The 23,291-nt window shown below is 65.9% G+C and carries 30 protein-coding genes and 2 tRNA genes; 22 read left to right on the top strand and 10 right to left on the bottom strand.

The window, feature by feature from the left end; genetic code table 11:
- Positions 1–58 precede the first annotated feature (58 nt).
- The 4 genes from H512_RS0108800 to H512_RS0108785 are packed head-to-tail and all read right to left on the bottom strand — an operon-like array spanning position 59 to position 3,871.
- Positions 59–2,185 (bottom strand): hypothetical protein, encoded by a 2,127-nt coding sequence (locus tag H512_RS0108800; protein ID WP_026783139.1) that lies wholly within the window; start codon positions 2,183–2,185, stop codon positions 59–61.
- Complete coding sequence (locus H512_RS23220) at positions 2,182–3,318, bottom strand: DUF7146 domain-containing protein (RefSeq protein ID WP_053239697.1); 1,137 nt, start codon at positions 3,316–3,318, stop codon at positions 2,182–2,184. The genes H512_RS0108800 and H512_RS23220 overlap by 4 nt, the downstream gene beginning before the upstream one ends.
- Positions 3,315–3,590, bottom strand: coding sequence for a hypothetical protein (locus H512_RS0108790; protein WP_026783138.1), 276 nt, complete (start codon positions 3,588–3,590; stop codon positions 3,315–3,317). The genes H512_RS23220 and H512_RS0108790 overlap by 4 nt, the downstream gene beginning before the upstream one ends.
- Positions 3,587–3,871, bottom strand: a complete 285-nt coding sequence (locus H512_RS0108785; protein WP_026783137.1) for a hypothetical protein — start codon at positions 3,869–3,871, stop codon at positions 3,587–3,589. The genes H512_RS0108790 and H512_RS0108785 overlap by 4 nt, the downstream gene beginning before the upstream one ends.
- Before the next feature lie 442 nt (positions 3,872–4,313).
- Here H512_RS0108785 and H512_RS0108775 point away from each other — a divergent pair, with 442 nt between their 5' ends.
- From H512_RS0108775 to H512_RS0108715, 13 genes are all read left to right on the top strand, one after another.
- Positions 4,314–4,919: a helix-turn-helix domain-containing protein gene (locus H512_RS0108775; protein WP_026783135.1), complete on the top strand. Its 606-nt coding sequence runs from the start codon at positions 4,314–4,316 to the stop codon at positions 4,917–4,919.
- A 61-nt stretch (positions 4,920–4,980) separates the two neighbouring features.
- Positions 4,981–5,337, top strand: coding sequence for a helix-turn-helix domain-containing protein (locus tag H512_RS23215; protein ID WP_053239696.1), 357 nt, complete (start codon positions 4,981–4,983; stop codon positions 5,335–5,337).
- Between the two features lie 2 nt (positions 5,338–5,339).
- The gene (locus tag H512_RS0108765) at positions 5,340–5,696 is read left to right on the top strand and encodes a hypothetical protein (protein WP_026783134.1); all 357 of its coding nucleotides are present in this window, start codon (positions 5,340–5,342) and stop codon (positions 5,694–5,696) included.
- Entirely contained in the window at positions 5,696–5,950 is a 255-nt protein-coding gene (locus tag H512_RS0108760; RefSeq protein ID WP_026783133.1) for a hypothetical protein, read from the top strand. Before H512_RS0108765 ends, H512_RS0108760 begins: the two co-directional genes overlap by 1 nt.
- The gene (locus H512_RS0108755) at positions 5,947–6,144 is read left to right on the top strand and encodes a hypothetical protein (RefSeq protein ID WP_026783132.1); all 198 of its coding nucleotides are present in this window, start codon (positions 5,947–5,949) and stop codon (positions 6,142–6,144) included. The genes H512_RS0108760 and H512_RS0108755 overlap by 4 nt, the downstream gene beginning before the upstream one ends.
- Positions 6,125–6,433 (top strand): hypothetical protein, encoded by a 309-nt coding sequence (locus tag H512_RS0108750; RefSeq protein WP_026783131.1) that lies wholly within the window; start codon positions 6,125–6,127, stop codon positions 6,431–6,433. Before H512_RS0108755 ends, H512_RS0108750 begins: the two co-directional genes overlap by 20 nt.
- Positions 6,423–6,929: a single-stranded DNA-binding protein gene (ssb, locus tag H512_RS0108745; RefSeq protein ID WP_026783130.1), complete on the top strand. Its 507-nt coding sequence runs from the start codon at positions 6,423–6,425 to the stop codon at positions 6,927–6,929. The genes H512_RS0108750 and ssb overlap by 11 nt, the downstream gene beginning before the upstream one ends.
- Before the next feature lie 9 nt (positions 6,930–6,938).
- Positions 6,939–7,232 (top strand): hypothetical protein, encoded by a 294-nt coding sequence (locus H512_RS0108740; protein ID WP_026783129.1) that lies wholly within the window; start codon positions 6,939–6,941, stop codon positions 7,230–7,232.
- Positions 7,233–7,261: 29 nt separating this feature from the next.
- Entirely contained in the window at positions 7,262–7,480 is a 219-nt protein-coding gene (locus H512_RS0108735) for a hypothetical protein (RefSeq protein WP_156899429.1), read from the top strand.
- Positions 7,477–7,761 (top strand): hypothetical protein, encoded by a 285-nt coding sequence (locus H512_RS0108730; RefSeq protein ID WP_026783127.1) that lies wholly within the window; start codon positions 7,477–7,479, stop codon positions 7,759–7,761. Before H512_RS0108735 ends, H512_RS0108730 begins: the two co-directional genes overlap by 4 nt.
- Positions 7,761–8,222: a hypothetical protein gene (locus tag H512_RS0108725; RefSeq protein WP_026783126.1), complete on the top strand. Its 462-nt coding sequence runs from the start codon at positions 7,761–7,763 to the stop codon at positions 8,220–8,222. The genes H512_RS0108730 and H512_RS0108725 overlap by 1 nt, the downstream gene beginning before the upstream one ends.
- A 2-nt stretch (positions 8,223–8,224) precedes the next feature.
- Positions 8,225–8,485 (top strand): transcriptional regulator, encoded by a 261-nt coding sequence (locus H512_RS0108720; RefSeq protein WP_036790778.1) that lies wholly within the window; start codon positions 8,225–8,227, stop codon positions 8,483–8,485.
- Positions 8,486–8,487: 2 nt separating this feature from the next.
- Positions 8,488–9,576, top strand: a complete 1,089-nt coding sequence (locus tag H512_RS0108715; RefSeq protein ID WP_026783124.1) for a tyrosine-type recombinase/integrase — start codon at positions 8,488–8,490, stop codon at positions 9,574–9,576.
- 93 nt (positions 9,577–9,669) lie between these two features.
- On the opposite strand, the gene H512_RS0108710 is transcribed toward H512_RS0108715, so the two are convergent.
- The 3 genes from H512_RS0108710 to H512_RS23210 all read right to left on the bottom strand — a co-directional run bounded on the left by H512_RS0108710 (position 9,670) and on the right by H512_RS23210 (position 11,065).
- Positions 9,670–9,743, bottom strand: a tRNA-Cys gene (locus H512_RS0108710).
- Positions 9,744–10,131: 388 nt separating this feature from the next.
- A complete protein-coding gene (locus tag H512_RS0108700) occupies positions 10,132–10,347 on the bottom strand; it encodes a hypothetical protein (protein WP_026783123.1) in 216 nt (71 codons plus the stop codon).
- Between the two features lie 523 nt (positions 10,348–10,870).
- The gene (locus tag H512_RS23210; protein WP_245585376.1) at positions 10,871–11,065 is read right to left on the bottom strand and encodes a PGPGW domain-containing protein; all 195 of its coding nucleotides are present in this window, start codon (positions 11,063–11,065) and stop codon (positions 10,871–10,873) included.
- A 319-nt stretch (positions 11,066–11,384) separates the two neighbouring features.
- On the opposite strand from H512_RS23210, the gene H512_RS0108690 reads away from it, so the two are divergent.
- Positions 11,385–11,460: transfer RNA gene (locus tag H512_RS0108690), tRNA-Asn, on the top strand.
- Here the strand turns inward: H512_RS0108690 and H512_RS26310 are convergent.
- Positions 11,446–11,673, bottom strand: a complete 228-nt coding sequence (locus H512_RS26310; RefSeq protein WP_156899428.1) for a hypothetical protein — start codon at positions 11,671–11,673, stop codon at positions 11,446–11,448. The genes H512_RS0108690 and H512_RS26310 overlap by 15 nt on opposite strands.
- Between H512_RS26310 and H512_RS0108680 the strand changes: the two genes are divergently transcribed.
- Positions 11,667–12,029 carry a hypothetical protein gene (locus H512_RS0108680; protein WP_026783122.1) on the top strand — a complete coding sequence of 121 codons (363 nt, stop codon included), beginning with the start codon at positions 11,667–11,669 and terminating at the stop codon, positions 12,027–12,029. The two genes, H512_RS26310 and H512_RS0108680, sit on opposite strands and share 7 nt — an antisense overlap.
- A gap of 557 nt (positions 12,030–12,586) precedes the next feature.
- On the opposite strand, the gene H512_RS0108675 is transcribed toward H512_RS0108680, so the two are convergent.
- Positions 12,587–13,747: an ROK family protein gene (locus H512_RS0108675; RefSeq protein ID WP_026783121.1), complete on the bottom strand. Its 1,161-nt coding sequence runs from the start codon at positions 13,745–13,747 to the stop codon at positions 12,587–12,589.
- A gap of 303 nt (positions 13,748–14,050) precedes the next feature.
- On the opposite strand from H512_RS0108675, the gene H512_RS0108670 reads away from it, so the two are divergent.
- The 5 genes from H512_RS0108670 (at position 14,051) to H512_RS0108650 (ending at position 19,640) form a co-directional block, all read left to right on the top strand.
- Entirely contained in the window at positions 14,051–15,388 is a 1,338-nt protein-coding gene (locus tag H512_RS0108670) for a GH1 family beta-glucosidase (protein WP_026783120.1), read from the top strand.
- A 67-nt stretch (positions 15,389–15,455) separates the two neighbouring features.
- Entirely contained in the window at positions 15,456–16,682 is a 1,227-nt protein-coding gene (locus H512_RS0108665) for an ABC transporter substrate-binding protein (RefSeq protein ID WP_026783119.1), read from the top strand.
- A 68-nt stretch (positions 16,683–16,750) separates the two neighbouring features.
- Complete coding sequence (locus H512_RS0108660) at positions 16,751–17,623, top strand: carbohydrate ABC transporter permease (protein ID WP_026783118.1); 873 nt, start codon at positions 16,751–16,753, stop codon at positions 17,621–17,623.
- The gene (locus H512_RS0108655) at positions 17,623–18,537 is read left to right on the top strand and encodes a carbohydrate ABC transporter permease (RefSeq protein ID WP_053239694.1); all 915 of its coding nucleotides are present in this window, start codon (positions 17,623–17,625) and stop codon (positions 18,535–18,537) included. The genes H512_RS0108660 and H512_RS0108655 overlap by 1 nt, the downstream gene beginning before the upstream one ends.
- A 5-nt stretch (positions 18,538–18,542) precedes the next feature.
- Positions 18,543–19,640 (top strand): ABC transporter ATP-binding protein, encoded by a 1,098-nt coding sequence (locus tag H512_RS0108650; RefSeq protein ID WP_026783116.1) that lies wholly within the window; start codon positions 18,543–18,545, stop codon positions 19,638–19,640.
- Between the two features lie 5 nt (positions 19,641–19,645).
- On the opposite strand, the gene H512_RS0108645 is transcribed toward H512_RS0108650, so the two are convergent.
- Positions 19,646–20,236 carry a TetR/AcrR family transcriptional regulator gene (locus H512_RS0108645; protein WP_026783115.1) on the bottom strand — a complete coding sequence of 197 codons (591 nt, stop codon included), beginning with the start codon at positions 20,234–20,236 and terminating at the stop codon, positions 19,646–19,648.
- 136 nt (positions 20,237–20,372) lie between these two features.
- Here H512_RS0108645 and H512_RS0108640 point away from each other — a divergent pair, with 136 nt between their 5' ends.
- A complete protein-coding gene (locus tag H512_RS0108640) occupies positions 20,373–21,344 on the top strand; it encodes an SDR family NAD(P)-dependent oxidoreductase (RefSeq protein ID WP_026783114.1) in 972 nt (323 codons plus the stop codon).
- Positions 21,345–21,525: 181 nt separating this feature from the next.
- On the top strand, positions 21,526–23,271 hold the full coding sequence (locus tag H512_RS0108635; RefSeq protein ID WP_026783113.1) for an alkaline phosphatase: 1,746 nt from the start codon (positions 21,526–21,528) through the stop codon (positions 23,269–23,271).
- The last annotated feature ends 20 nt before the right edge of the window (positions 23,272–23,291 follow it).

The raw sequence follows: 23,291 nt of genomic DNA, 5'->3' as shown, positions 1-23,291 counted from the left end.
GGGCGAGGCAGGAGGCCCGCATATCCGCCGTTTCCGTCTTGGCGTCATGGTCTTCGCCTCATCTGTCGATCTGGAGCAACGTTCGCGCCGGTATCGACCAGCCGCGACCGCCGAGGGCGCGGGAGTTCACCGGCCGGGCTCCCAGACGCTTCATGGCCTGCGCCCAGCCGCCGATCGTGCCCGGCAGGCCGTACCAGGTGGTGCCGTCGAAGATGCGCCTCAAGCCCTCGGACTGGTTCGGCAGGGCGACCGTGGTCGGTGGTTCGTCGGCGCTATGCCACTTCTGGGGTTGCGCCTTGTCCGGCCTGCCGGTGACGTAGACGCCATGGGCGCGGAGGGCGTCGCGAGCCTGATCCGCCGTGCACGGCGCCTGCCGCTCGTCCCAGGTACCGCCCACCGCCGCGATCACCAGTTCTTCGATGGTCATTCGTGTGCCGCCCCGGAACACGTCGAGCGGAACGGACAGGATGTGGTTGAGCATGGCCTGCGCGTTGCTCACCTCGGCCGGTGCCTCGCCGCCCTTGGTCACGTGCAGGGCGTCGGCGAGCATCGAGCGCATGTCGGATGGGCAAATCTCGTCGCCGCGCATGAGATCGAGGAGGGCGAACACCGTGCCGTAGACGTCCTGTCCGCGCGCCGTGTGGCCGCCGGCGGCGAGCGCCTGGCGATACACGGCAAGCGTCTCGGGCCACCGGGTCCACTGGCCAACGATGCGGGCCTTGAGCATGGAGCCCCACAATCGGAGCTGCTTGACGTCCATCACCAGCGCCGGCCGATCGCCGAGCGGCTGAAGCTCCAGCACCACGAAGCGGTTGACGTCCTGGCCGAGCAGCGGCGGGATGATGATCGACCCGAAGAAGAACACCGACTGCGCCAGGAAGGCCGTCGCGGTATGGTCCGAGGATCCTCGGAGCACGAGGCCGCCCTTGGCTGCAACGCGGGCCAGCTTCACCAGCTTCTGAACCCTGTCCGAGTTCGGGTCCGGCTCGCTCTCGTCGAGCAGGATCGGCCGCGTCGAGAAACCGAGTTCGGACCAGATGCCGGCGGCGGTCGGATCGGTCGACGTGACGAGGGTTTCGGGGCCGTACAGGTGCTCCAGCAGCTCCAGCAGCGTCGACTTGCCGTCGCCGCTGTCGCCGGTGATCCACCCGTGCGGTCGCCACTTCAAGGCGCCGCCCATGAAACCGGCCGCCCACAAGCCGAGCACCAGCAGAGAGCCGAGCCGGTGACCGCTACCGTCGTGGTCGATCAGTGTTCCGGTCTCGTCTGCCTCGTTGGCCCAATTCCACGTGTCGAGGAGCGCAAGCACCGGTTCGGTGCACTCCGCAGCCGGCGCGATGGCGTCGGCCGGCCGGACCACGGGTTGCTGAGCCGAATAGACCTTGTCGCCGTAGAGGCCCGGCTTCTTCCACTCACCCGCGAGCCAAACAGCGTCGCCGACATGCAGCACCAGGCCGCCGTCATCGTCGAGCCAAGCACCGAGGCCACGCACCCGGCGTGTCTCGACGAACTTGCCGCGCGCGGCGGCGGCCGTCATCAGGCTTTCGCTCGCCTGGTCGACCTTCCACCCGGTTTGCTGGCGCGTCGTCTCGTTGAACTTCGGGAACACCTGCCAAAAGAAGTCGATTCGGTCTTCGGCGAGAGCACGAAGACCGTTGGCGTTGTGCTCGGCCGCCTTCAAGGACAGGATTTCGCCGGAGGGTTTCAGGTAGTAGTAGACCGCGCCGAGCTGGCCGACCGGCACGATCGGGCAGGCCTCCGGCAACGGCTTGATCGGGTCTTTCCGGCGCTTCCAACCGTCGTCTTCCGAGGCGTCGTCGGCCGGCGCCGGCGACGGAGGCAGGTCGGGCTCGCCTTCAGCTGTCTTGCCCCGCCGCTTGGCTTTGCCTTTGGTCTTCGGAAACAGGATGTCGGTCATCTCGTCGTGCGAGATGCCTTCGGCCCGGCTGATCTTGCGCGCGAAGTCCTCGCCCTTCGATCGAGCGAGGTTGCGGTAATATTCGTCGCGGACGCGCTTGTCCTTGCTGTCCGGTTCGGCACGATCGGCCGCTGGCTGCTCGGTTGGCGCCGGCGCTGCTGCGTCCGCTTCCGCTGGCGGCGCCTGGTCGGCACCTTCGGAACTGGCGAGGAAGTCGGCTGAGGAAAATGCGTCGCGGATGCCGGGTAGCGGCGGCGGCGTGGTCATGCCACATCCCCTTTCATCGCCTCGCGAGCGGCGGCGCATTCGGCGCGGTATTCCGCCTCGGCATAGGCCGTGAAGTCCTTGAAGATGCCGGGCGCCCAGACCTCGCGGAGCTTGATGCCCCGGCGGCCGAGCCGATCGGCCGCCCGCTCGAAGGCCTCGACGGCCTCCGGCGGATCGCCCCGGTGGCGGTGCCAGTAGATGCCGCCGATCTGCGGCGGCAGCACGATGCTGCCGAGGTTGGACAAGCTGACGGCCGCGAATGTCCTCATCTCAGGCAGCGCGATCGCCATGGCGACGGCATCCTCGATCCCCTCGGCGCCGGCGATCCACTCGCCGGCCGGCGCCTCGGCGATGGGCTTGCCGCTGTCGCCGCGCCAGACGGGCACGATGCCGCCCCGAAACTCGGAATATGCCTGCTTCGCGCTGCGAAGATCGGTCGCCTTGCGCATGCCGCCGGCGCCGTCCGGTTCAAGGAAGATGCGATGGATGGTGAGATGACCGAAGCCGAAGCGGATGATCTGGCCGATCAGCGCCGGCCGCGTCCGGCCCGTGGTCCGGAAGGTCTCCGGACAGGCAAGGGACGGATGATAGCGCAGCGCGTTGAGCGCACCCTTGCCGTCCTGGCGCGTCCGGAGATGCCACACGGGCAACCCTCGGCCGACCAGATAGCGCTCGGCCGGCGAGCCGAACAGCGGCTCGGCCTCCAGATAGCGCCGCTTAGATGCGCGGATCAGATCGGCGGTCTTCTTCGCCGCCTCGGCGCTGCGTTGCTGGCTGGCCTGCCGCGACCGCCGCTCGGCCGCATGCCTGTCTTCCCGGCTCATGCGGTCGATGCCGAGCCAGTCGATCGCCCACTTGATCGCCTCGCCTATCTCGCCGTCGCACCTGGTCGCCGGCGCCCTGGCGATCAGCGTCAGCAGGTCGCCGCCCTCGCCGGACCGGAAATCCTTCACCCACCCTGCCTTGTTGCCCTGGAAGCATATCCGGAGGGCCTGCCCCTCGCCGCCGTCCCATCCGTCGATCAGGAAGTTGTTCCCCTCGACGGAGGCCTCGGGAAAAAGATGGAGCACTAGGCTTTCGACGCGATCGAGCAACCGCTCCTTGAGCGCGTCGATGGAAATGACGTAGCTCATGACGGTCGCCACCCCGGAAACGGTTCGGTGGCCTGCGGATGATCTGGACCGTAAAGCTTGCGGGTCTGGCGCATCACGTCGAGGCACATGCCGTCGATGAGCTGGCGGCGCGCGGCGACCGGGTCGGCACGGACCATCTTGGCGATCTTGCCGGATACCTTGTACTTGTCCGGAGCCCGCCGCAGCACCTCGCGGATTTCCGGAGGGAAGCCATCGTATATCCGGAATTCAACAACAAGGTCGCAGGAGACGCCCTTGGAATTCCCGATCATGTCGCCCCCCGCTCGCAGATGATCGCCTCGCGGATCGCAGCATAAGCCACCCGCCAGCCGTCACGCGGAGCATCGCCGTGGGCATTGGCGTAGATCACGATGGTGTCGATGAGCACGGTGATATGGTGCGCGTTGGTATCGATCGCCCGTCGCCTGAGGTCCTGGATCTGATCGAAACGCCGCCACCAGTCGCGGTTGCTGCCGCCCTCCGGTGCGCGAAAGCCGGTGACCGGATCGGTCACGAGGTCGCCGATGTCGCGGACTTCGGCGAACAGCGTCATGATGCCCTCCCGAGGTGCCCGGCCGCGCGGACGCGGCCGGGCTGCGCTTGGGAGGGAACTCCGGCGGTAGCGGGGTGGCCCGCCGGCCTCTCGCGGGTGCGCTCACTCCCGCGAAAGCTCGTAACGGGCGGCCGATCGGCCGCCCTCTGTTGTTCCAGCCGCTCGAGCGCGGCGAGGAGCCGTTGCCACTTCGGCCAGGTCGGGCAGGCCTGAGCGTTGAGCCAGCGGCTCATCGTGCCCGTCCCAAGACCGGCCTCCTGCGCAATTCGATAGGGAGCAAGGCCGAGGGCCTTGCCGCGCCGAAGCACCATGTCCATGTCAAAGGGACTGTCCATGAACGGATACATCGAGGATTTGCGCTATCGCGTCAACTCCACAAACGAAATATCGACCATTGCTCATTCGGGAAAACACTCGCCCATCAACGGAATGGAGCGAGGCTATGAGCAAGACCGACGTTCAGGATGACTATTTGCGCGAATTCCGCTTGTGGATGAACCACCACATGGCGCGCCAGAAGCTCACGCTGAACCAGCTCGCCAAAGCCACCAACATCGGCGTAGCAACGGTCTATCGCCTGCTTGACGAAGCAAACCCCTCCGTCCCGTCGCTGCCGACCGTCTATGCCCTGGAGCGACAGTTCCAGGACAAAGCCCCGATCTATGGCGGCGATGTCGAGTATTTCAGCAAGGACGAGGCGATACCCGTTCCGGAAGAAAATACACAGCATTTCAAGCTAATAGACGGCCTTGGTCTCTGGAAGATCACCTCGGATGCCCTGAATGTGCTCGGCATCCGCAAGGGGGATTTCATGGTCGTCGACATGAACCGCAAACCGGAGCACGACCAGATCGCGCTCGCTGAAGTGCGAGACTGGGACCGCGCGGAACCCTACATGATCTTTCGTAGGTATTCGGCCAATCCGCTACCGATGCTCCTTTCATCGTCGACTTGCGTGGACATTCCCAACGAGCATTTGCTGGATGGCCGGGGCGTCACAATCGTAGGCGTCGTTGTCGGTTCGTACAAACCGCTCGCCACCATCTAGGCTTGACATTTATCCGTTTGTGGGAAAATCTCTTCTCGCTCTTAACGAGAGGGAACCCACAATGGCACTTATCAAGACGCCTAATCCGGATGACGTCGCCCTCGGCGCCGCCATCCGGCAACGCCGCATGCTCCTCGGCATTTCCCAGGAGAAGCTTGCCGACCAGCTTGGCATCACCTTCCAGCAGGTCCAGAAGTACGAGAAAGGCGCGAACAGGGTTTCCTGGTCGCGCCTGGTGCAGGTCTCCAAGGCTCTGAACTGCTCGATCCCCGAGTTGATGGGCCTCGCTGCGGAAGACAACTCACTCGCCGGCGTCGTCGACGCCGACACTCTATCCGTTGTTCGCACCATGCAGGCGACGTCGCCGGAGAAGCGCGTCACCATCCGCCGCATCGTCTTCAACCTCGTGGAGGGCTGACCATGCGAGACGAAGCCGAAAACTGCCGCGACGCTCTGGGCGAAAGCCGTGCGCTCGTTGCCGGCATGGCCGGTCCGCTACCCGAACTCGCCGTACGGGTTATCGACCGCCTGGCGCCTGTCATCGTCGACCTGATCGACAGCGAGCCCGAAGCGACCTGCCCGCATTGCCTGGCAATGATCCTTGAAAAAATGGTGGCCTCGCCGGCCCTCGCCGTCCTGATGCGCGGCTTCAAAACCAGCGAGAGGGGGGAAGCCCTCAGGTCGATCGTCGAAATCAAGGCGAGCGCGCTCGGATTCGACTGCCGGGACGTCACCGACGAGGCCCGATCCATCGATCTGTCGGGAGGGCTGCACTGATGGTCACCAAGATCGAGATAAGCTTCCCGTTCGACGCCGACCTGCGCGATCCGGACAGGATCGAGCTGTTCCGATTGGCCGAACGCCTCTGTAACCGCCATATGGACGCGCACCCCACGTCGCGGGCGTTCGTGCACCGCACCGAATACACCGAGGCTCGCGCCACCTACACGGTGGCCTGCGCTCGCGCCGGCGTCTCCAGCACGGGCGCCGTGCTCGCGGTCAAGCTGCCGCTGCTGGGCGACGGCGCATGAACGTCGCCCTCATGTCCCCCGAAACGGCAACCGTCCTGTCCCAGGTATCGGTTGCCCTGCTCGGCGTAGCGGCCGTGGTGGCCGCCTTCGTCGTCACAGCCGTCGCCCTGTCGACGGCCCTCTACATCCATCGTTCGCGGGCGGCTATCGCCCGTCATCGCTTCGGAGAGATCGATGTTCGCAAGCCCCGATAGAGCTACCGGCGACGGACTGGCGGCGGCCGCCGCAAGTCCGTCGCCGACGCAGATCCGCCTGCTCGAAAGCCTCGGCCGGCCCGGCCACGTCTGGATGGTCGATCGGACCGGACAGGCCAAACGCAAGGGCGAGCGCGCTTTCGAGCGCCCCACCGTCGAGAGCTGCATCCAACGTGGCTGGGCGCAACGCAAGCTGATCGGCGGCCATTGGGCGCTGATCCTGACCGGCAAGGGCGCCGAGTGCGTCGAGGCCGCCAGGGCGCGGCGGGAGGCGACCGATGGCCGGTAGTGTCAACAAGGTGGTCCTTCTCGGCCATCTCGGCCGCGATCCGGAGATCCGCAGGAACGCGGCCGGCGATCCGATCGCCAACCTTCGCATCGCCACATCCGAGACCTGGCGCGACAAGGACAACGGCGACCGCAAGGAGCGCACCGAGTGGCACTCGGTGGTGATCTTCAACGAGAACATCGCCAAGATCGCCGAGCAGTACCTGAAGAAGGGCTCCAAGGTCTACGTCGAGGGCCAGTTGCAGACCCGCAAGTGGACCGATCAGGCCGGACAGGATCGCTACAGCACCGAAGTGGTGCTCAAGCGCTTCCATGGTGAGCTCGTGCTGCTCGACGGCGCCGATCGCCGGCCGCCGCCCGATCCCGACGACTACGGCACGACCAGGTCGAAGCCGGAAGGCTCGGGCAACAGCTACGCCGACCAGCGCAATTCCGAAAAGCCTTACCGGCCGCCGGCCGATCTCGATTCGTCCTGCGGTGACGACATCCCGTTCTAGGAGGACCCCATGGTCAAGACGATAGACTGGCAGGAGCTGGCACGCCTCATCGGCGTGGTGGAGGGCAAGCTGGCAGCTCTACCGAAAGACACAGGCAGCGATGCGCTCGCGCTTTTCCATTTCCGCGCCGACGAGGTGCTGAAAGAGCTGACGAAGGAGGAGGGTGCGAAGACTGGCGGTAGCAGATGGGACGTCGATCGACTGTCATTGGGCGGTATCACGTCGACCTGCACCTATGGCGCCGCCGGCGTCATGAACAATTGGCTAACGGCCGCGCGCCGCCAGTTGGAGGTGCAACCATGATGTACGCTGGTCTTTTCCGTTACCGGCCCATGACCAAATGGTCCGTCAAGCGGGCCTTGCGGCGGACCAAGAGCCGTGTCGCGGATGCCCAGGCCGCCCTGTTCGATATCGCCAGCGTTTGGGCCGGCGTCGACCAGGGCACGGTCAACGAGGCCGAAGAGTGGGCTCGTTCGCTGGAAACATGGATGGCCGACGTCGAGGAGATGATCGCCGAAAGGCAGGCCGCCGGCGAGGAGATCGGCCCATGAAGGACAAGCGTTTCGTCTACGGCGCTCGCTGCTGCTGGTTCGGGTCCATTTCCGAGGTCGGCCACACCAACATCGGCCTGCCGTGCTGCCCGCATTGCGGCTCCGTCCTTTACGAGATGCCCGACGAGGCCACCTGGTGGGACGGCGTCGACCGCTACGAGGCGGCCGGCCATCTTGGCTACCGGGCCATGGTCGAGTGGATGCGCGGCAAGCACTTCCGCAGCCCTGATGAGGGTGCTGCCGCCTATGCCGCCCACATGCGCGACGTCAAGACCGACTGATGCTTCGCCCTGCCGCCGGCGCCGCCGGCGGCAACACCAAGCACCAGGAGCAGGAGACCCACGTGCCTGACATCCCCGACGACATCATGCACACCGCCAGGACCGTTGCGCAGACCCTGCTCGGTGAACTCTCGCGCTGCATGGCGCTGGAGGCGATCGCCAAAGCGATCCTCGCTGAACGCCTGCGGTGTGCCGGCATCATGAAAGTGCAGATGGAGAGGCAACTGCCCGCCGTCGCAGTCAAGACGTTTCAACTCTCAGCGGCGATCGCCCGCAAAAAGGCCGCGCACGCTTATGACGACTGCGAATGCCTCGGTGGCATGGACCCGGAAACCGGTCAGCAAGAATGTTCGCTCGAAGCGCGGGGCGGGGACTGCCTCTGCCAAGTGGCCGCGAACATGGCCGACGAGATCGCCCGCGCGATCGAGGCGACGCGGTTCGGATCGATGAAGGAAACCTGACCATGCAGGAAGTCCGCGCGAAGTCGATCCTCCCGTTGTCGCTGCCGCCGCGCGGACTGTCGCGGCTCGAAGCCGCCGCCTACATCGGCATCTCGCCTACCAAGTTCGATGAGTTGGTCTCCGACCGTCGCATGCCGACCCCGAAGAAGATCGATGGCCGCTACGTCTGGGACATCAGGCGCCTTGACGCGGCCTTTGATCGGCTCCCTGATAGGGACGGAGGCGACAACCCAGAGGATCGGTGGGGCGATCTCGCCGTGTGACCATGGAAATCGTGAAACGCTATCGCCACGTCCACGAGGACGTCGACCGGCACGGTAACCCCCGCATCTATTTCTGGCGCGGCAAGGGGCACAAGCGCATCCGCATCCGAGCGCTGCCCGGCACGGAAGCATTCGACGCCGCCTATGCCGCCGCTTTGGCTCAGGATACGTCCACAGGCGCGTGCGTTGCCAAGCAGAGGATCATCCAGCCCGGTACATTCCGCTGGCTCTGCGCCCGCTATATCAGCGAATGCGCCGACTTCCTGCGCTGCACCGAGGAAACCCGAAGGGTCCGCCGCCGGGTGATCGAAACCATGCTGCTGGAGCCGCGCAAGCCGGGCTCGACTGACCTGTTTGCCGATTTTCCACTGAACAGGCTGACGGCTCAGGCGATCACCATCCTGCGCGACCGCAAACGCACGGCGCCCGAAGCCGCCAACACTCGCCTCAAGGCCCTTCGCCAACTGTTCGCCTGGGCGTGCAGCCTCCCCGACAGCGGCATGGCTTTCAATCCGGCGCGTGACGTCAAGTTTTTCCGCACGGCCACCGAAGGACATCACACCTGGACGCGGGACGAGGTGTATCAGTTCATTGCGCGTCACCCGCTTGGCACCCGCGCTCACCTTGCCATGTCGATTATGCTCTACACCGGCGTGCGCATTTCCGATCTGGCGCAGATGGGGCCTCAGATGCTCCGCGACGGCTGGCTCTATTTCATAGAGACCAAAGGCCGCACGCGAATCGTCAAGCCGCGCGAAATCTTGGTGCTCCCCATCCTACAGGAGGCGATCGACGCTCACACGTTCGGGCACCTGCATTTCATGGTGACGGCCTACGGTAAGCCGTTCTCGATCAAAGGCCTAGGCCAGTGGTTCAAGGATCGCTGCATCGAAGCCGGCCTGCCACATTGCTCCGCTCACGGACTGCGCAAAGCTGGCGCCACGATTGCCACCGAAAATGGCGCCACCGAACAGGAGTTGATGGCGATATTCGGATGGGAGACCTCCGAACAGGCAGACGGCTACACGCGCAAAGTCAACAGGCGGAGACTCGTCGCCAGGTCGATTCACAAGATACGCCTGGACGAATGAGGAACGATTCCTTTCTCACCTGACGGCCGGGTGGAGGCCGGTGAGAAAGAAAAGGACGAAAAGTCCAATGATTTCAATATCGTTTTTGATTGCTGGAGGCCACGGAGGGAATCGAACCCCCGTGCACGGATTTGCAATCCGCTGCGTCACCACTCCGCCACGTGGCCTCACGGAGAAGGGTTCATAAGGGAGGTCAGCGGCCTAGACAAGGGGCCACTTGACGAAAATGCATCGCCGGCCGGCCCTGCGGTTGCGTTCTCGCGAATATATCGTTTACCGGCGCGGACTTGGCGGCATTTGGCCGGTCCAAAAGCCAATCGCGACGCGACAAGCGCCTGCAACCTGAGACAAGCTTACGTCGAGTCGTTCGCCTTCGACCAAAGGATGGATCATGGACCAGAGCCGATCCGCCGTTCCCGCCACCATCGAACCGTTTCCCGGCGCGATGCCGGAGGCCGGCATCCGACGCGTCGTGTCGGTTGCCGCCACCTATCGGCTGGACTGGTAACGGCCGCCTTCCATCGGCGCCCGGCGCGGCGCGCCGGGCGGTGAGCGTCAGCCGGCAGCCGCGAATTCCACCGGAGCCGCAAAGGCGCCCTCGCCGGCGAGATGGCGGGCCGCCGCCCGCTCGGCTTCGGCGACGGAACCGTAGAACTGGCCGTCGAGATCCCACACGTCATACTTGACGGCGACGAAGCGAACCTGATCGCCGGCCGGCGCGGCAACAGCCACGGCCTTTCCGGCCACTTCTATGACAATTGGCTTGGACATAATAAATTTCTCCTGGCCTGACGCCGGTGGCGAGACCATCATCCTGTCGATTACGTTTTTCGTGAGAAGTGTCAGATGCTCAGCAAAGACACGTTCGCCATTGGCGTTTCGAGCCAAGATGATTGGGGCGGATCGTCGAACGGCATACATTCGTGCGCGCGATCCGCGTGAGCGAAATGTCTGTCATTTTGACCTCCTTTCCCAAGGGCAGAAGAGCGTTGCTCTCCAGGACAAACCGATAGCGATCAACAACGACCGAAATATGACGCCATCAGGTCGACTACCAGTCGTATTCCGACGACGCCGCGAACCATCGCGCCTGTCCTGCAATCAACCTGCCATAAGTGGAGGCGGCACTCCAGAAACGAAATATCAAAGTGGGGAACAATCACGTGAACGAATTGCCGACAATTGGCACGAATGCCACAGCGGCAAGCGCCCCGACGGATGTCGGCTGCCGCTGACGTTCTTGGTTCACGCATCGGATCGACCGCAGCAGCGGATGCTTTTCCCGGTCGGATGCCTATGCCGAACCGGTGCCCTTTCTCCGCCACCGGTTGTAGCGGCGCAGCACCCAGACCTCGGCGCGGCGGCGCAGGCGGCGGGCCAGCGGCGAGTCCACCGAGAGGATGACGAGACCGACCGGTATCATCCAGAAGCCGACCACCGGCAGGAAGCCGACAAGTCCCATGGCGACGAATGCGAACCCCAGGCCCATGCGGAGAGGCCGGCTTCTCGGCAATGGCACCGTCCGTCCCCGGAACTTCACATGAGCCATGGATCGCCTTTCGTTGCCGTTTCGTGCCGGCGGAAAACAGGTTCCGAACAGATAGGAAAGCAGCCGACCCTTTTCAAAGGCATGGTTCGGGAATGCGGGAAAATGCTGCCCCAGCAAAGGGAAAAGCCTTTCCAGGCCATGCCGTTAGCCGCTCGTTCCTATCCACTTCCCGCCTTTTCGCGCGGCAAGCGCATTTTCCTCGCCGAGGGGGCTTTGCAAACCCGGACAGCTTTGTTATACGCACCGCCACCGAAGCTGTTCCGCGATAGCTCAGTTGGTAGAGCAGGTGACTGTTAATCACCGGGTCGTAGGTTCGAGTCCTACTCGCGGAGCCATCGGTTTCCCAAGGAAATCAGGAAGTTGGTCTCACGCGTTTTGCGCAGGGCAAAGCTCGTGCGGCGGCCGCACAGCCGCACGTGCGGCGCCTGGAAAAGCGCACGAAAAGCGCCGGTCACGGCGGCGGCGATTTGGGCGCCGGCGCGGAACTTTCGCAGCAAAGGGCGGTTCTTTTCTTGGTCCATGGCCGAAAAGGAGAGCGTCCATGCCACGTGGAGACAAATCCGCCTACACCGACAAGCAGAAGCGCAAAGCCGAGCACATCGAGGACAGCTATGAGTCGCGCGGCGTTTCCGAAAAGGAAGCCGAGCGCCGCGCCTGGGCGACCGTCAACAAGGAGAGCGGCGGCGGCAACAAGTCCGGCTCCGGTCGAGGTCAGCCCGACACCCACGTCTCGTCCGAGAAGGGCGGCCGCATCGGCGGCGCGGCGTCGGCATCCCGCTCGAAGGAAGAGCGGTCAGCCTCCGCCAAGAAGGCCGCGGCCTCGCGGTCGCCTCAGGAGCGTTCGGCTTCGGCCAAGAAAGCCGCCGCGACCCGCAAGCGCAATGAAGAACGCGCCCGCGCCTGACATGCGCGGCTGACGGCATCGCGGGCATGTCCTGCGATGCCGGCGGTTGGGAAGCAGATTGGCTTGGGATATGGTCTTGATGCGGCACCGGACGATCGGCTTCGTCGAACGCGGTTCGAGCGGGACACGCACCTCGGGAACTCCAGCCAGCTCAGAAATCCCGGCGCAGCAATCGCTTCATGGGTACCGTCCAGTTGTCACGCATGTGCCCTTGCATCTCAACATGCAGATATATTTATATGCACATATCTATACTATTATAAGCTGTGGAGAAGCGATCAGGCCGGTTCGGCTGGCCTTGCGGAAGATAGGCGGATCCTTGTTCAGGAGACAATCGAGTCCGAGGGCCGATCAACGGGCTGGTCATTCCCGTGCCTGCCATTCGACAAACTCCGGCTTCTTCGATGCCCGGCGGCCGGGCAGAGCGAGCTTGCTGGCGGAAAGCTCCTAACGCTTTCAAACGGCTAGGTGCCGGGCAATCCGTTGCATCTGCCCACCGGGAAGCCTCGGAGAGGATCGAACGTCCGGCCCCGAAAGGTCCCTGCCCTCCCCGGCCGTCACGAGGGGATCGAGAAGAAGCTGTCGATGGCCAGTGCCGCCGCGCCGCGCGCCCAGGCGTCGTCGTTCCAGAACTCGACGAACACCTCGGTGTCGCGCTGAAAGTTCTTCTCCTTCAGCGTGGCGACCAGCGGATCGAGCAGCGCCGGGCCGAACATCACGCCTTCGCCGCCGATCACCATCGTCTCGGGGTCGAACAGGGTGGCGAAGGTGCCGGCCACCGCGCCGAGCCGCCGGCCGGCGGTGTCGAGGATTTCCCGTGCCACCGGATCGCCGTCCGCCGCCAGTGCCGCCAGGGCGGCCGGTTCGATCGGCCGGTCGGACGGCCGGAGCATGCCGTAGGCATTGAGAATGGCCGGCAGCGATGAGACCGCTTCCAGGCAGCCGAGCCGGCCGCATTCGCAGCGCGGCCCACCCTCGACGACGGTGACGTGGCCGATCTCGCCGGCGCCGCCGTAGCGGCCACGCAGCAACTGGCCGTCGACGATCATCGCCGCGCCGATGCCGCGTCCGAAGGACAGCACGGCCAGCGACGACGCCTGCCGGCCGGCGCCGAACAGGTGCTCGGCCAGCGCGAAGGCGTTGACGTCGTTGTCGACCCAGGCCGGAACGCCGGCCCGCTCGCTGATCAGTTCGGCGATCGGCACGTCTTTCCAGCCGAAGCGGTCGCAGCGCCGGCAGACGCCGCGCTCGGCGTCGTGCTGGCCCGGCATGGCGAGGCCGATGCCGATCAGCCGCGCCCTGTCCTCGCCCGAGCGTTGCAGCAGGCGGTCGAGCGCCGCCGCCGTCGCCTCGGCCACCGCCTCCGGCGCGCGGGCGTCGACCTCGGCGGTGATGGTATCGATGACGTTGGTGCCGAGGTCGGTGATGGTCGCCCTGAGATTTCGCTCCATCAGCTTGACGCCCAGCGACAGGTGTCCGGAATAGTTGAGATCGAGCCGCGTCATGCGCCGCCGGCCGTCGCCGGCGGCGGCCTCCACCTCGACGATCACCCGCTGCTCCAGAAGTTCCGACGACACATAAGAAATGGCAGCCGGGCTGAGACCGATGGCGGCGGCGATGTCGGACCGGGCGGTCGGGCCATGCCGACGCAGGTGGTTGAGGAGAAGCAACCGGTTGAGGGTGCGCGAGGTGCTCTGGTTTCCCTTCAGCGGGGGCATGGGATGCTTCCGTTGCCAGGGACCGGCGGACCCCGTTCGCTTCATTTATAGAAATGAAACAAGGCCGAATTCAACACGCCGGGTATTTCCGTATAACACCCCGCTACCCGGCGCAGGCGATCGTGTGCGACGCTCCCTAAACGGCGGATATCCGCCTGAATCGATATTGCTCGGCGTTCCGGCCGCGTCCGCCTTCCAAAGCGGGAGATAAATTTCGGGAATCGAAATTATGCCGCTTGACTCATTCTGCGTTTCATTTAATTAATTGAAATGTCCTCAGCACCAGCAACGACGGTCGCCAGCATGTCCCGTTCCACCCGTTCCGATTTTCCTCCCGTGTTCCGGTGGGGCATTTCCACGTCCGCCCTTCAGATCGAAGGCGCGACGGCGGAGGATGGCCGGCGGCCGTCCATCTGGGATACTTTCGCCGCCAAGCCCGGTCATATCCGCAACGGCGACACCCCGGCGGTGGCCTGCGATCACTATCACCGCTGGCCCGAGGACCTCGATCTTGCGAAGGCGCTCGGCGTCGGCGCCTACCGCTTCTCCGTCTCCTGGCCGCGCATCCTGCCGAACGGCACCGGCGCGGTGAACGAGGCCGGCCTCGCCTTCTACGACCGTCTGGTCGACGGCCTGATGGAGCGCGGCATCGAGCCCTGGCTGACGCTGTTCCACTGGGACCTGCCGCAGCCGCTCGAAGACGCCGGCGGCTGGCCGCGCCGCGACACCGCCCTCGCCTTCGTCGATTTCGCCGACGTCGTGTCGCGGCGGCTCGGCGACCGCGTCAAGCACTGGATCACCCACAACGAGCCGTGGTGCAGCACCATCAAGGGCTATTACGAGGGTGAATTCGCGCCCGGCAAGCGCGATCTCGCCGCCGCCATGCAGGCGACGCATCACGTGCTGCTGTCGCACGGCCTTGCGCTGCCGGTGCTCAGGGCCAACGTGCCCGATGCCCAATGTGGCCTCGCCCTCAGCCTGCATCCGATCCATCCGGCCTCCGGGTCCGAGGCCGACCGCCTCGCCGCCGTCCGCCACGACGGCCTGCGTAACCGCTGGTTCCTCGATCCGCTGCATGGCCGCGGCTATCCCGAGGACGTGCTCGCCGAGATCGGCGCCGCGGCGCCCAAGGTGGTCGACGGCGACCTCGCCGCCATCGCCGGCCGCACCGATTTCCTCGGCATCAACTACTATTTCCGCGAGATCGTCGCCGACGACCCGGCCGGCGCGCCGATGCGCTCGCGCGTCGTCGAAGCCGAGACGACCGACGTCACCGGCTTCGGCTGGGAGGTCTATCCGGAGGGCCTGACCGAGCTGTTGAAGCGCGTGACGGCCGACTATCGGCCGAGCCCGATCGTCGTCACGGAGAACGGCGCCACCTACCCCGACCAGATCGATGCCGACGGCGAGATCCGCGACGAGGCGCGTGCCGTCTACATCCACCGTCACATCGACGCGCTGCGCGCGGCGATGGAGGGCGGCGTCGATCTCGGCGGCTATTTCGTCTGGAGCCTCCTCGACAACTTCGAGTGGGCGGAAGGCTATTCCAAGCGGTTCGGCCTGGTGCACGTCGATTTCGACACGCAGGCCCGGACCATGAAGCACAGCGGACGCTGGTTCGCCGATTTCCTGAAGGGGTGATCCGGCGGCAAGCATTTTGGGAGAGGCCCGACGGGACAACATCGGGCCGGCATGAAGGAGGAGAAGAATGTTCAACAAGTTTGGAGTGCTGGGCTCGGTGATGGCGCTCGCCCTGACGACCACGGCCCCGGCTTTTGCCGGCACCGCCGAGGTCATCCACTGGTGGACTTCGGGCGGCGAGGCGACGGCGCTGAAGGTCCTCGTCGACGCCTATCAGAAGACCGGCAACACCTGGAAGGACAACCCGGTGGCCGGCGGCGAGGCGGCACGCATGGTCGCCCGCACGCGCATTCTCGGCGGCGATCCGCCGACCTCCATGCAGTGGCAGCTCGGCGCGCCGCTGGTGGCGCTGGCCGAGGAAGGCCAGCTCAACGACATCGACGCCGTCGCCAAGGACTGGGACAAGGTGCTGCCCAAGGTGATCGCCGACAACGCCAAGTTCGAGGGCAAGTACGTTTCCGCCCCGATCGACATTCATGGCCACACCTGGCTGTGGGGCAACCAGGCCGTGCTCGACGACGCCGGCGTTGCCATGCCGAAGTCCTGGGCCGAGTTGATCGCCTCGGCCGACAAGCTGCGCGCCAAGGGCTATATCCCGCTGGCGCTGGGCGGCCAGTCCTGGCAGGAAATCTTCGTGTTCGAGACCGTGCTGCTGGAAGTAGGCGGCCGCGACTTCCTGACCAAGGTCACCTACGATCTTGACGACACCGCCCTGCGCAGCCCTGAAATGCTGGAAGCCTTCAAGCTGTTCGCCAAGGTCCGCGACCTCGTCGATCCCGGCAGCCCCGGCCGCGACTGGAACATCACCGGCGGCATGCTGATCAGCGGCAAGGCCGCCTACATGATCATGGGCGACTGGCTGAAGGGCGAGTTCGTGGCGGCCGGCAAGGTGCCGGGCAAGGACATCGCCTGCGAGGTGTTCCCGGCCGGCAAGGGCACGCTGGTGTTCGGCACCGACTCCTTCGCCATGACCGCCGTCAAGGACGAAGGCCAGCGCGAGGCCCAGTTGGCCCTCGCCTCGACCATCATGGACCCGGTGGTGCAGCGCGAGTTCAGCCTGCGCAAGGGCTCGATCCCGCCGCGTCTCGACATCGACCGCACCGGCTTCGACGACTGCGCCCAGAAGGCGATGGCCGAGGCCGACGCCGGCCACCTGTTCCTGGTGCCGGACAACGTCACCGACGCCACCGGCATCGGCGCGCTGGTCGACCAGATGACCACCTTCCTGCATTCCTCGCAGACGCCCGAGGAAGGCGTGACCGCCATGGCCGACGCCATCGCCGCCACCCGCTGACGCTTTCCGCAACGACGTGCCGGGGTTCTTCCCCGGCACGCCTGCCCCGTCCAGCGAAGGCTCCGACCATGCGCAGATTTTTCCAGCGGCACGTGTCGCAGATCGCCCTGTCGCCCTCGCTGGCGCTGATCGCGATCTTTCTCTACGGCTTCATCGGCTACACGGTGGCCGTCTCCACCACCACCAGCAAAGCCTTCCCGCGCTTCGACAATTTCGTCGGCCTCGAACAATACTGGCGATTGTTCCACACGCCGCGCTGGCACGTCGCCTTCACCAACATGTTCCTGTTCGGCGGGCTGTTCCTGCTGGTCACCATCTCGCTCGGCCTCATCATCGCCATCCTGATCGACCAGCGCATCCGCGCCGAGAGCTTCTTCCGGTCGATCGTCATGTATCCGATGGCCATGTCCTTCGTGGTGACCGGCATCATCTGGCAGTGGCTGCTCAACCCCACCCTCGGCATCGAGGTGATGGTGCACCAGCTCGGCTTTGAGAGCTTCCGCCTCGACTGGCTGACCAATCCCAACACCGTCATCTGGGCGCTGGTGATCGCTGCCTTCTGGCAAGGCTGCGGCCTGGTCATGGCGCTGTTCCTGGCCGGGCTGCGCGGCATCGACGAGGACATCTGGAAGGCGGCGGCGGTCGACGGCATCCCCGCCTGGCGCGTCTACGTGTTCATCGTCATCCCGATGCTGGCGCCGGTGTTCCTCACCGTGGTGGTCCTGTTGTCGCTGTCGATCGTCCGTGCCTTCGACCTGGTGGTGGCGCTGACCAACGGCGGCCCCGGCGTCTCCTCCGACCTGCCGTCGGTGTTCATGTTCGACATGGCCTTCCGCCGCACCAACCTCGGCCTGTCGGCCGCCTCGGCGGTGGTGATGCTCGGCACGGTGCTGGCGATCCTGATCCCTTATCTCTACGCCGAAACGAGGGAACGCGCCTGATGTCCGCCCCGACAGCCACCACGCCCCCGATCCCGCGCTCTTCCTGGCTGACGCCCCGGCGCCGCAAGGCCCTTCTCACGCGGACGGTGCTTTACCTGCTGCTCGCCGTCGTCGCCTTCTTCTTCGCCGGGCCGCTCTACATCCTGCTCAGCACGTCGTTCAAGCCGATGTCGGAGATCCAGGCCGGCGGCCTGATGGCCCTGCCGCACGCGCCGACCGCCCAGCCGTGGATCACCGCCTGGGGCGAAGCCTGCATCGGCATCACCTGCGGCGGCCTCAAGGGCTTTTTCGGCAACTCGATGATGATGGCCGTGCCGGCCGTGCTGATCTCGGTGATGATCGGCGCCATCAACGGCTACGCCCTGGCCAAATGGCCGTTCCCGGGCGCCCGCTTCGTGTTCGCGGCGCTGGTGGCCGGCAACTTCGTGCCGTTCCAGGTGGTGCTGGCGCCGGTGGCGGTGACGCTCAGGACGCTCGGCCTGTTCGGCTCGGTGCAAGGGCTGATCCTGATCCACGTGATCTACGGCATCCCGATCACCACCATGCTGTTCCGCAACTTCTTCCTGTCGGTGCCCAACGACCTGATCAAGGCGGCGCGCATCGACGGCGCCGGCTTCTTCTGGATCTTCTTCCGCATCGTGCTGCCGCTGTCGCCGTCGGTGATCGTGGTGGCGCTGATCCTGCAATTCACCGGCATCTGGAACGACTTCCTGTTCGCCGTGTCCTTCTCCAACCCGGCGAGCGCGCCGATGACGGTCGCCCTCAACAACCTCGTCAACTCCAACTTCGGGGTGAAGGAATACAACGTTCACATGGCGGCGACGGTGATCGCAGCCGCTCCCACCCTCATCCTCTACGTCCTTCTGGGGCGCTACTTCCTGCGCGGCATGACCGCCGGGGCCGTCAAGGGCTGACCGTCATGATCGACATCCGGATTTCCGACTGCAACAAGAGCTACGGCACGCTGAAGGTTCTGAAGAACATCGACCTGGAGATCGAGCGCGGCGAGTTCATCGTGCTGCTGGGGCCGTCGGGCTGCGGCAAGTCGACGCTCTTGCACATCGTCGCCGGCCTCGACCGGCTGACCTCGGGCACCATCGAGATCGGCGGCCGCGACGTCACCGACGTCGAGCCCAAGGACCGCGACATCGCCATGGTGTTCCAGTCCTACGCCCTCTATCCGACCATGAGCGTCCGCCGCAACATGGAATTCGGCCTCCGCATGCGCGGCAAGCCGCTCTCCGAAATCCGGCCGCTGGTCGAGGAAAAGGCGCGCATGCTGCACATCGACCACCTGCTCGACCGGCGGCCGTCGCAACTGTCCGGCGGCCAGCGGCAGCGCGTCGCCATCGGCCGGGCGCTGGTGCGCGACCCCAAGGTGTTCCTGTTCGACGAGCCGCTCTCCAACCTCGACGCCAAGCTGCGCGCCAGCATGCGCACCGAGATCAAGAAGCTGCACCAGTCGCTCGGCACCACGGCGATCTACGTCACCCACGACCAGCTCGAAGCGATGACGCTCGCCACGCGCATGGTGGTGATGAAGGCCGGCGAGATCCAGCAGGTCGGCAAGCCGGAGGAGGTCTACCACCGGCCGGTCAACCTGTTCGTCGCCGACTTCCTCGGCAATCCCGGCATGAATTTTATGCGCGGCCAGATCCGTTTGGACGGCGGCCGCGTGTCGGCCGACGTCGGCGCGGCCATGCTGCCGCTCGACGGCTACGCCTTCGCGATGCCGCCCAGCGACGGGCAGGCAGTGGTGGTCGGCCTGAGGCCGGAGTCGGTGCAGCCGGCGACCGGTCAAGCGCCGGCCGGCAGCGAGCCCTTCGTGCTGACGCTGAAGCCGCTCCTCACCGAGCACACCGGCTCCGACAATCTGGTGGTGCTGGAGATGGGCGACCAGGAGATCGTCGGCAAGTTCCCCACCGATCCGCCGCCGAAGCTCGGCGAGCCGGTCACCGTCGGCTTCGACCTCTCCCGCCTGTCGGTGTTCGACGCGGCGACCGAACGGCGGCTCTGAGGCCGTCAGCGCCGCCGGCGTGCCTCAAGGCCGGCGATCATGATGTCGATCAGCGCGTGGGCGGCCGCTTCCTCGTCATCGCGGCTGCCCTTGAAGTGCAGGAGGCCGGCCAGGGCGCGCAGCAGGTCGAGCGGCTCGACGTCGATGGCGATGTCGCCGGCCGCCACGGCGTTGGCCACCAGGCCGTCGATCGCCCGCTGCGTTTCGGCGCCGGAGGCGGCATAGAGCGTCGAGGCGCCGTCCGCCAGCGAATCGAGCAGCTCCATCATGCCGTGCTTGACGGCCATGTAGCTGACGAAGAGGCGCATCCAGGCGCGCAGCGCCTCGACCGGCGGCCGGCTGGCGGCGAGTTCGGCCGCCGCCCGCATCAACTGGTCGCTCTCGTTGCGGTAGACCGCCTCGATCAGCGCGTCGCGCGTCGGAAAATGCCGGTAGAGCGTGCCGATGCCGACGCCGGCCGTCCGCGCCACTTCCTCCAGGCTGGCGGCGCCTCCCCTCTCCGCGAACACCGCCTTGGCGGCGTCGATCAGCCGGGCGCGGTTGCGGGCGGCGTCGGCGCGCGGCTTGCGGGTCGGCTTTTCGGTCCGGTCGATCACGTCCGCGTGATCCTCTTGATAAACGGAGGGTACCTCCGTATTTGAAAGCGGAGACATCCTCCTCTTAATCCGGAACCGGCCGGCGGGCAATGGGCTTGCCGGCGCGGCGGGATGGTCTCGACTGAGGGAGACGGACATGACCACAGCATTCGGCGCCACCTCGACCACCGACGACGTGCTCGCCGGCATCGATCTTTCCGGCAAGCGCGTCCTCGTCACCGGCGTGTCGGCCGGCCTCGGCGTGGAAACGGCGCGGGCGCTCGCCGCCCACGGCGCCGCCGTCGTCGGCGCGGCGCGCGACCTTAAAAAGGCCGAGGCGGCGACGGCGGCGGTTCGCGCCGCGGCGGCCGAGGGCCACGGCGCCTTCGACCTCATCCAGCTCGACCTCGCCTCGCTGGCCAGCATCCGCGCCGCCGCCGACCGGCTCGTCGCCGACAGCAGGCCGTTCGATCTGGTCATCGCCAACGCCGGCGTCATGGCGGCGCCGTTCGGCCGCACCGCCGACGGCTTCGAGACGCAGTTCGGCACCAACCATCTCGGCCACTTCCTGTTCGTCAACCGGATCGCCGGGCTGATCGCGCCGGGCGGCCGGCTCGTCGCCCTCGCCTCGGCCGGCCACCGCTTCGCCGACGTCGACCTCGACGACCCGAACTTCGAGCGGACGCCCTATGACCCCTGGGTGGCCTACGGCCGCTCGAAGACCGCCAACGTGCTGTTCGCCGTGGAATTCGACCGCCGCCACCGGGCGCGCGGCGTGCGCGCCGCGGCGGTGCATCCGGGCGGCATCAACACCGAACTCGGCCGGCATGTCGGCGCCGAAGCGCTCAAGGACATGCTCGACCGCATCAATGCCGAGCTGGCCGCCGCCGGCAAGCCGCCCTACCGCTGGAAGACCATCCCCGAGGGCGCCGCGACGTCGGTGTGGGCCGGCGTGGTCGCCGACGCCGACGCGGTGGGTGGCCGCTATTGCGAGAACTGCCACGTTTCCGAGGTCAACGAAGGGGTGATCAACCCGATCTCCGAGGGTGTCCGCGCCTATGCGATCGACCCGGACCGCGCCAGGGCGCTGTGGGCGAAAAGCGAGGACCTTCTCGGCGAACGCTTCTGACAGCCGCGCCGCCGGCCGGAGGGGTTTCCGGCCGGCGACCGCTTCGCCGACGAATAATGAAATCCTTTCAGTCGCTTACTTGTCACATGGCTTTCATGTGGCTGTCACGCCCACGTCATGCCCCCTGCCTACCAAGGAGCCGCGCTCTTTTCGACGCGATCCAATCTCCAAGGGGCAGACCATGCGCACTCTTCTTCTGGCGCTCGCCGCCAGCACGGCTCTGATCGGCGCGGCCGGCGCGGCCACCGTCTATCCGCTCGACCGGGCGACCATCCTCGCCGGCTCTCCCTTCGACTTCAAGGTCGAGTTCAAAGGCACGGTGAAGGCCGAGGACGTCAAGATCGTCATCAACGGCGCCGACTACCAGCCGGTGCTGGGCGGCGCGGTGGACTTCATCGCCTCGGAGAAGGGCAAGGACGACGCGGCGCTCGGCTCGGCCGTGCTGCTGCGCGGCGTGAAGATCGACAAGGCCGGCGCCTACAAGGTCGACGTCACGGCCGGCGACGAAACCAAGTCGGTCACCTGGGACGTCTTCGCGACGCCCGAGGCGCCCAAGGCCAAGAACGTCATCTTCCTGCTCGGCGACGGCCTGTCGGTCGCCCACCGCACCGCCGCCCGCATCATGTCCAAGGGCATGACCGAGGGCAAGGCCAACGGCCGCCTCGCCATGGACGACCTCGACCACATGGCCTTCATCGGCACCTCGTCGACCGGCTCCATCGCCACCGACAGCGCCAACACCATGTCGGCCTACATGACCGGCCACAAGTCGGCCGTGAACGCCCTCGGCGTCTATGCCGACCGCACGCCGGATTCCCTGGACGACCCGAAGGTCGAGACCTTCGCCGAGGCGCTGCGCCGCACCACCAGCAAGTCGATCGGCGTCGTCTCCACCGCCGAGATCGAGGACGCCACGCCGGCCGCCGTCGTCTCCCATACCCGCAAGCGCGGCGACAAGCCGCAGATCGTCGGCATGTTCTACGACGTCAAGCCGGACGTGGTGCTGGGCGGCGGCTCGGCCTACTTCCTGCCGAAGGACGTGCCGGGCTCCAAGCGCAAGGACGACAAGGACTACATCAAGCTGTTCCAGGAGGCCGGCTACCAGCTCGCCACCGACAAGGACGAGCTTGAGAAGGCCGCCGGCTCCGAGAAGATCCTCGGCCTGTTCCACACCGGCAACATGGACTATGCCCTCGACCGGATGCAGCTCAAGAAGGGCACCGTCGAGACGTTCCCGAACCAGCCGGGTCTCGTCGAGATGACCAAGGTCGCCCTCGAAAGCCTGTCGAAGAACCCCGAGGGCTTCTTCCTGATGGTCGAAGGCGCCTCGATCGACAAGGCCAGCCATCCGCTCGACTGGGATCGCGCCGTTTTCGACACCATCGAATTCGACAAGGCGATCGCCGTTGCCCGCGAATTCCAGGCCAGCCAGCCCGATACGCTGGTCGTCGTCACCGGCGACCACACCCATGGCGTCTCCATCATCGGCACCATCGATGACGACAAGCCGGGCACCGACATGCGCGAGAAGATCGGCACCTACGACGCGGCCGGCTTCCCGAACTACGTCGATGCCGACGGCGACGGCTATCCGGACCGGGTGGACGTTTCCCGCCGCCTCGCCATCTTCGCCAACAACGGCCCCGACCACTACGAGACCTTCCGGCCCAAGCTGGACGGCCCGTTCGAGCCGGCCGTCAAGTCGCAGGACGGCATCTACGTCGCCAACGAGGCCTACAAGAACGTGCCGGGCGCCGTCTTCGTCGAGGGCAACATCCCCCGCGACGGCGACACGGGCGTGCATGCCGTCGACGACGTGGTGCTGCAGGCCGCCGGCCCCGGCGCCGAGGAGTTCAAGGGCTACATGGAAGAGAGCGACGTCTACAAGGTGCTCGCCGACACCTTCGCCATCGGCGTGAAGCAGTAATCCCCGATGCACCAGCGGGG

It is taken from the genome of Pleomorphomonas koreensis DSM 23070 (genome assembly GCF_000425185.1).
Taxonomy (GTDB): Bacteria; Pseudomonadota; Alphaproteobacteria; order Rhizobiales; family Pleomorphomonadaceae; genus Pleomorphomonas; species Pleomorphomonas koreensis.
The sequence above is the reverse complement of the archived record's forward strand: the minus strand, read 5'-3'. Positions and strand labels throughout refer to the sequence as shown.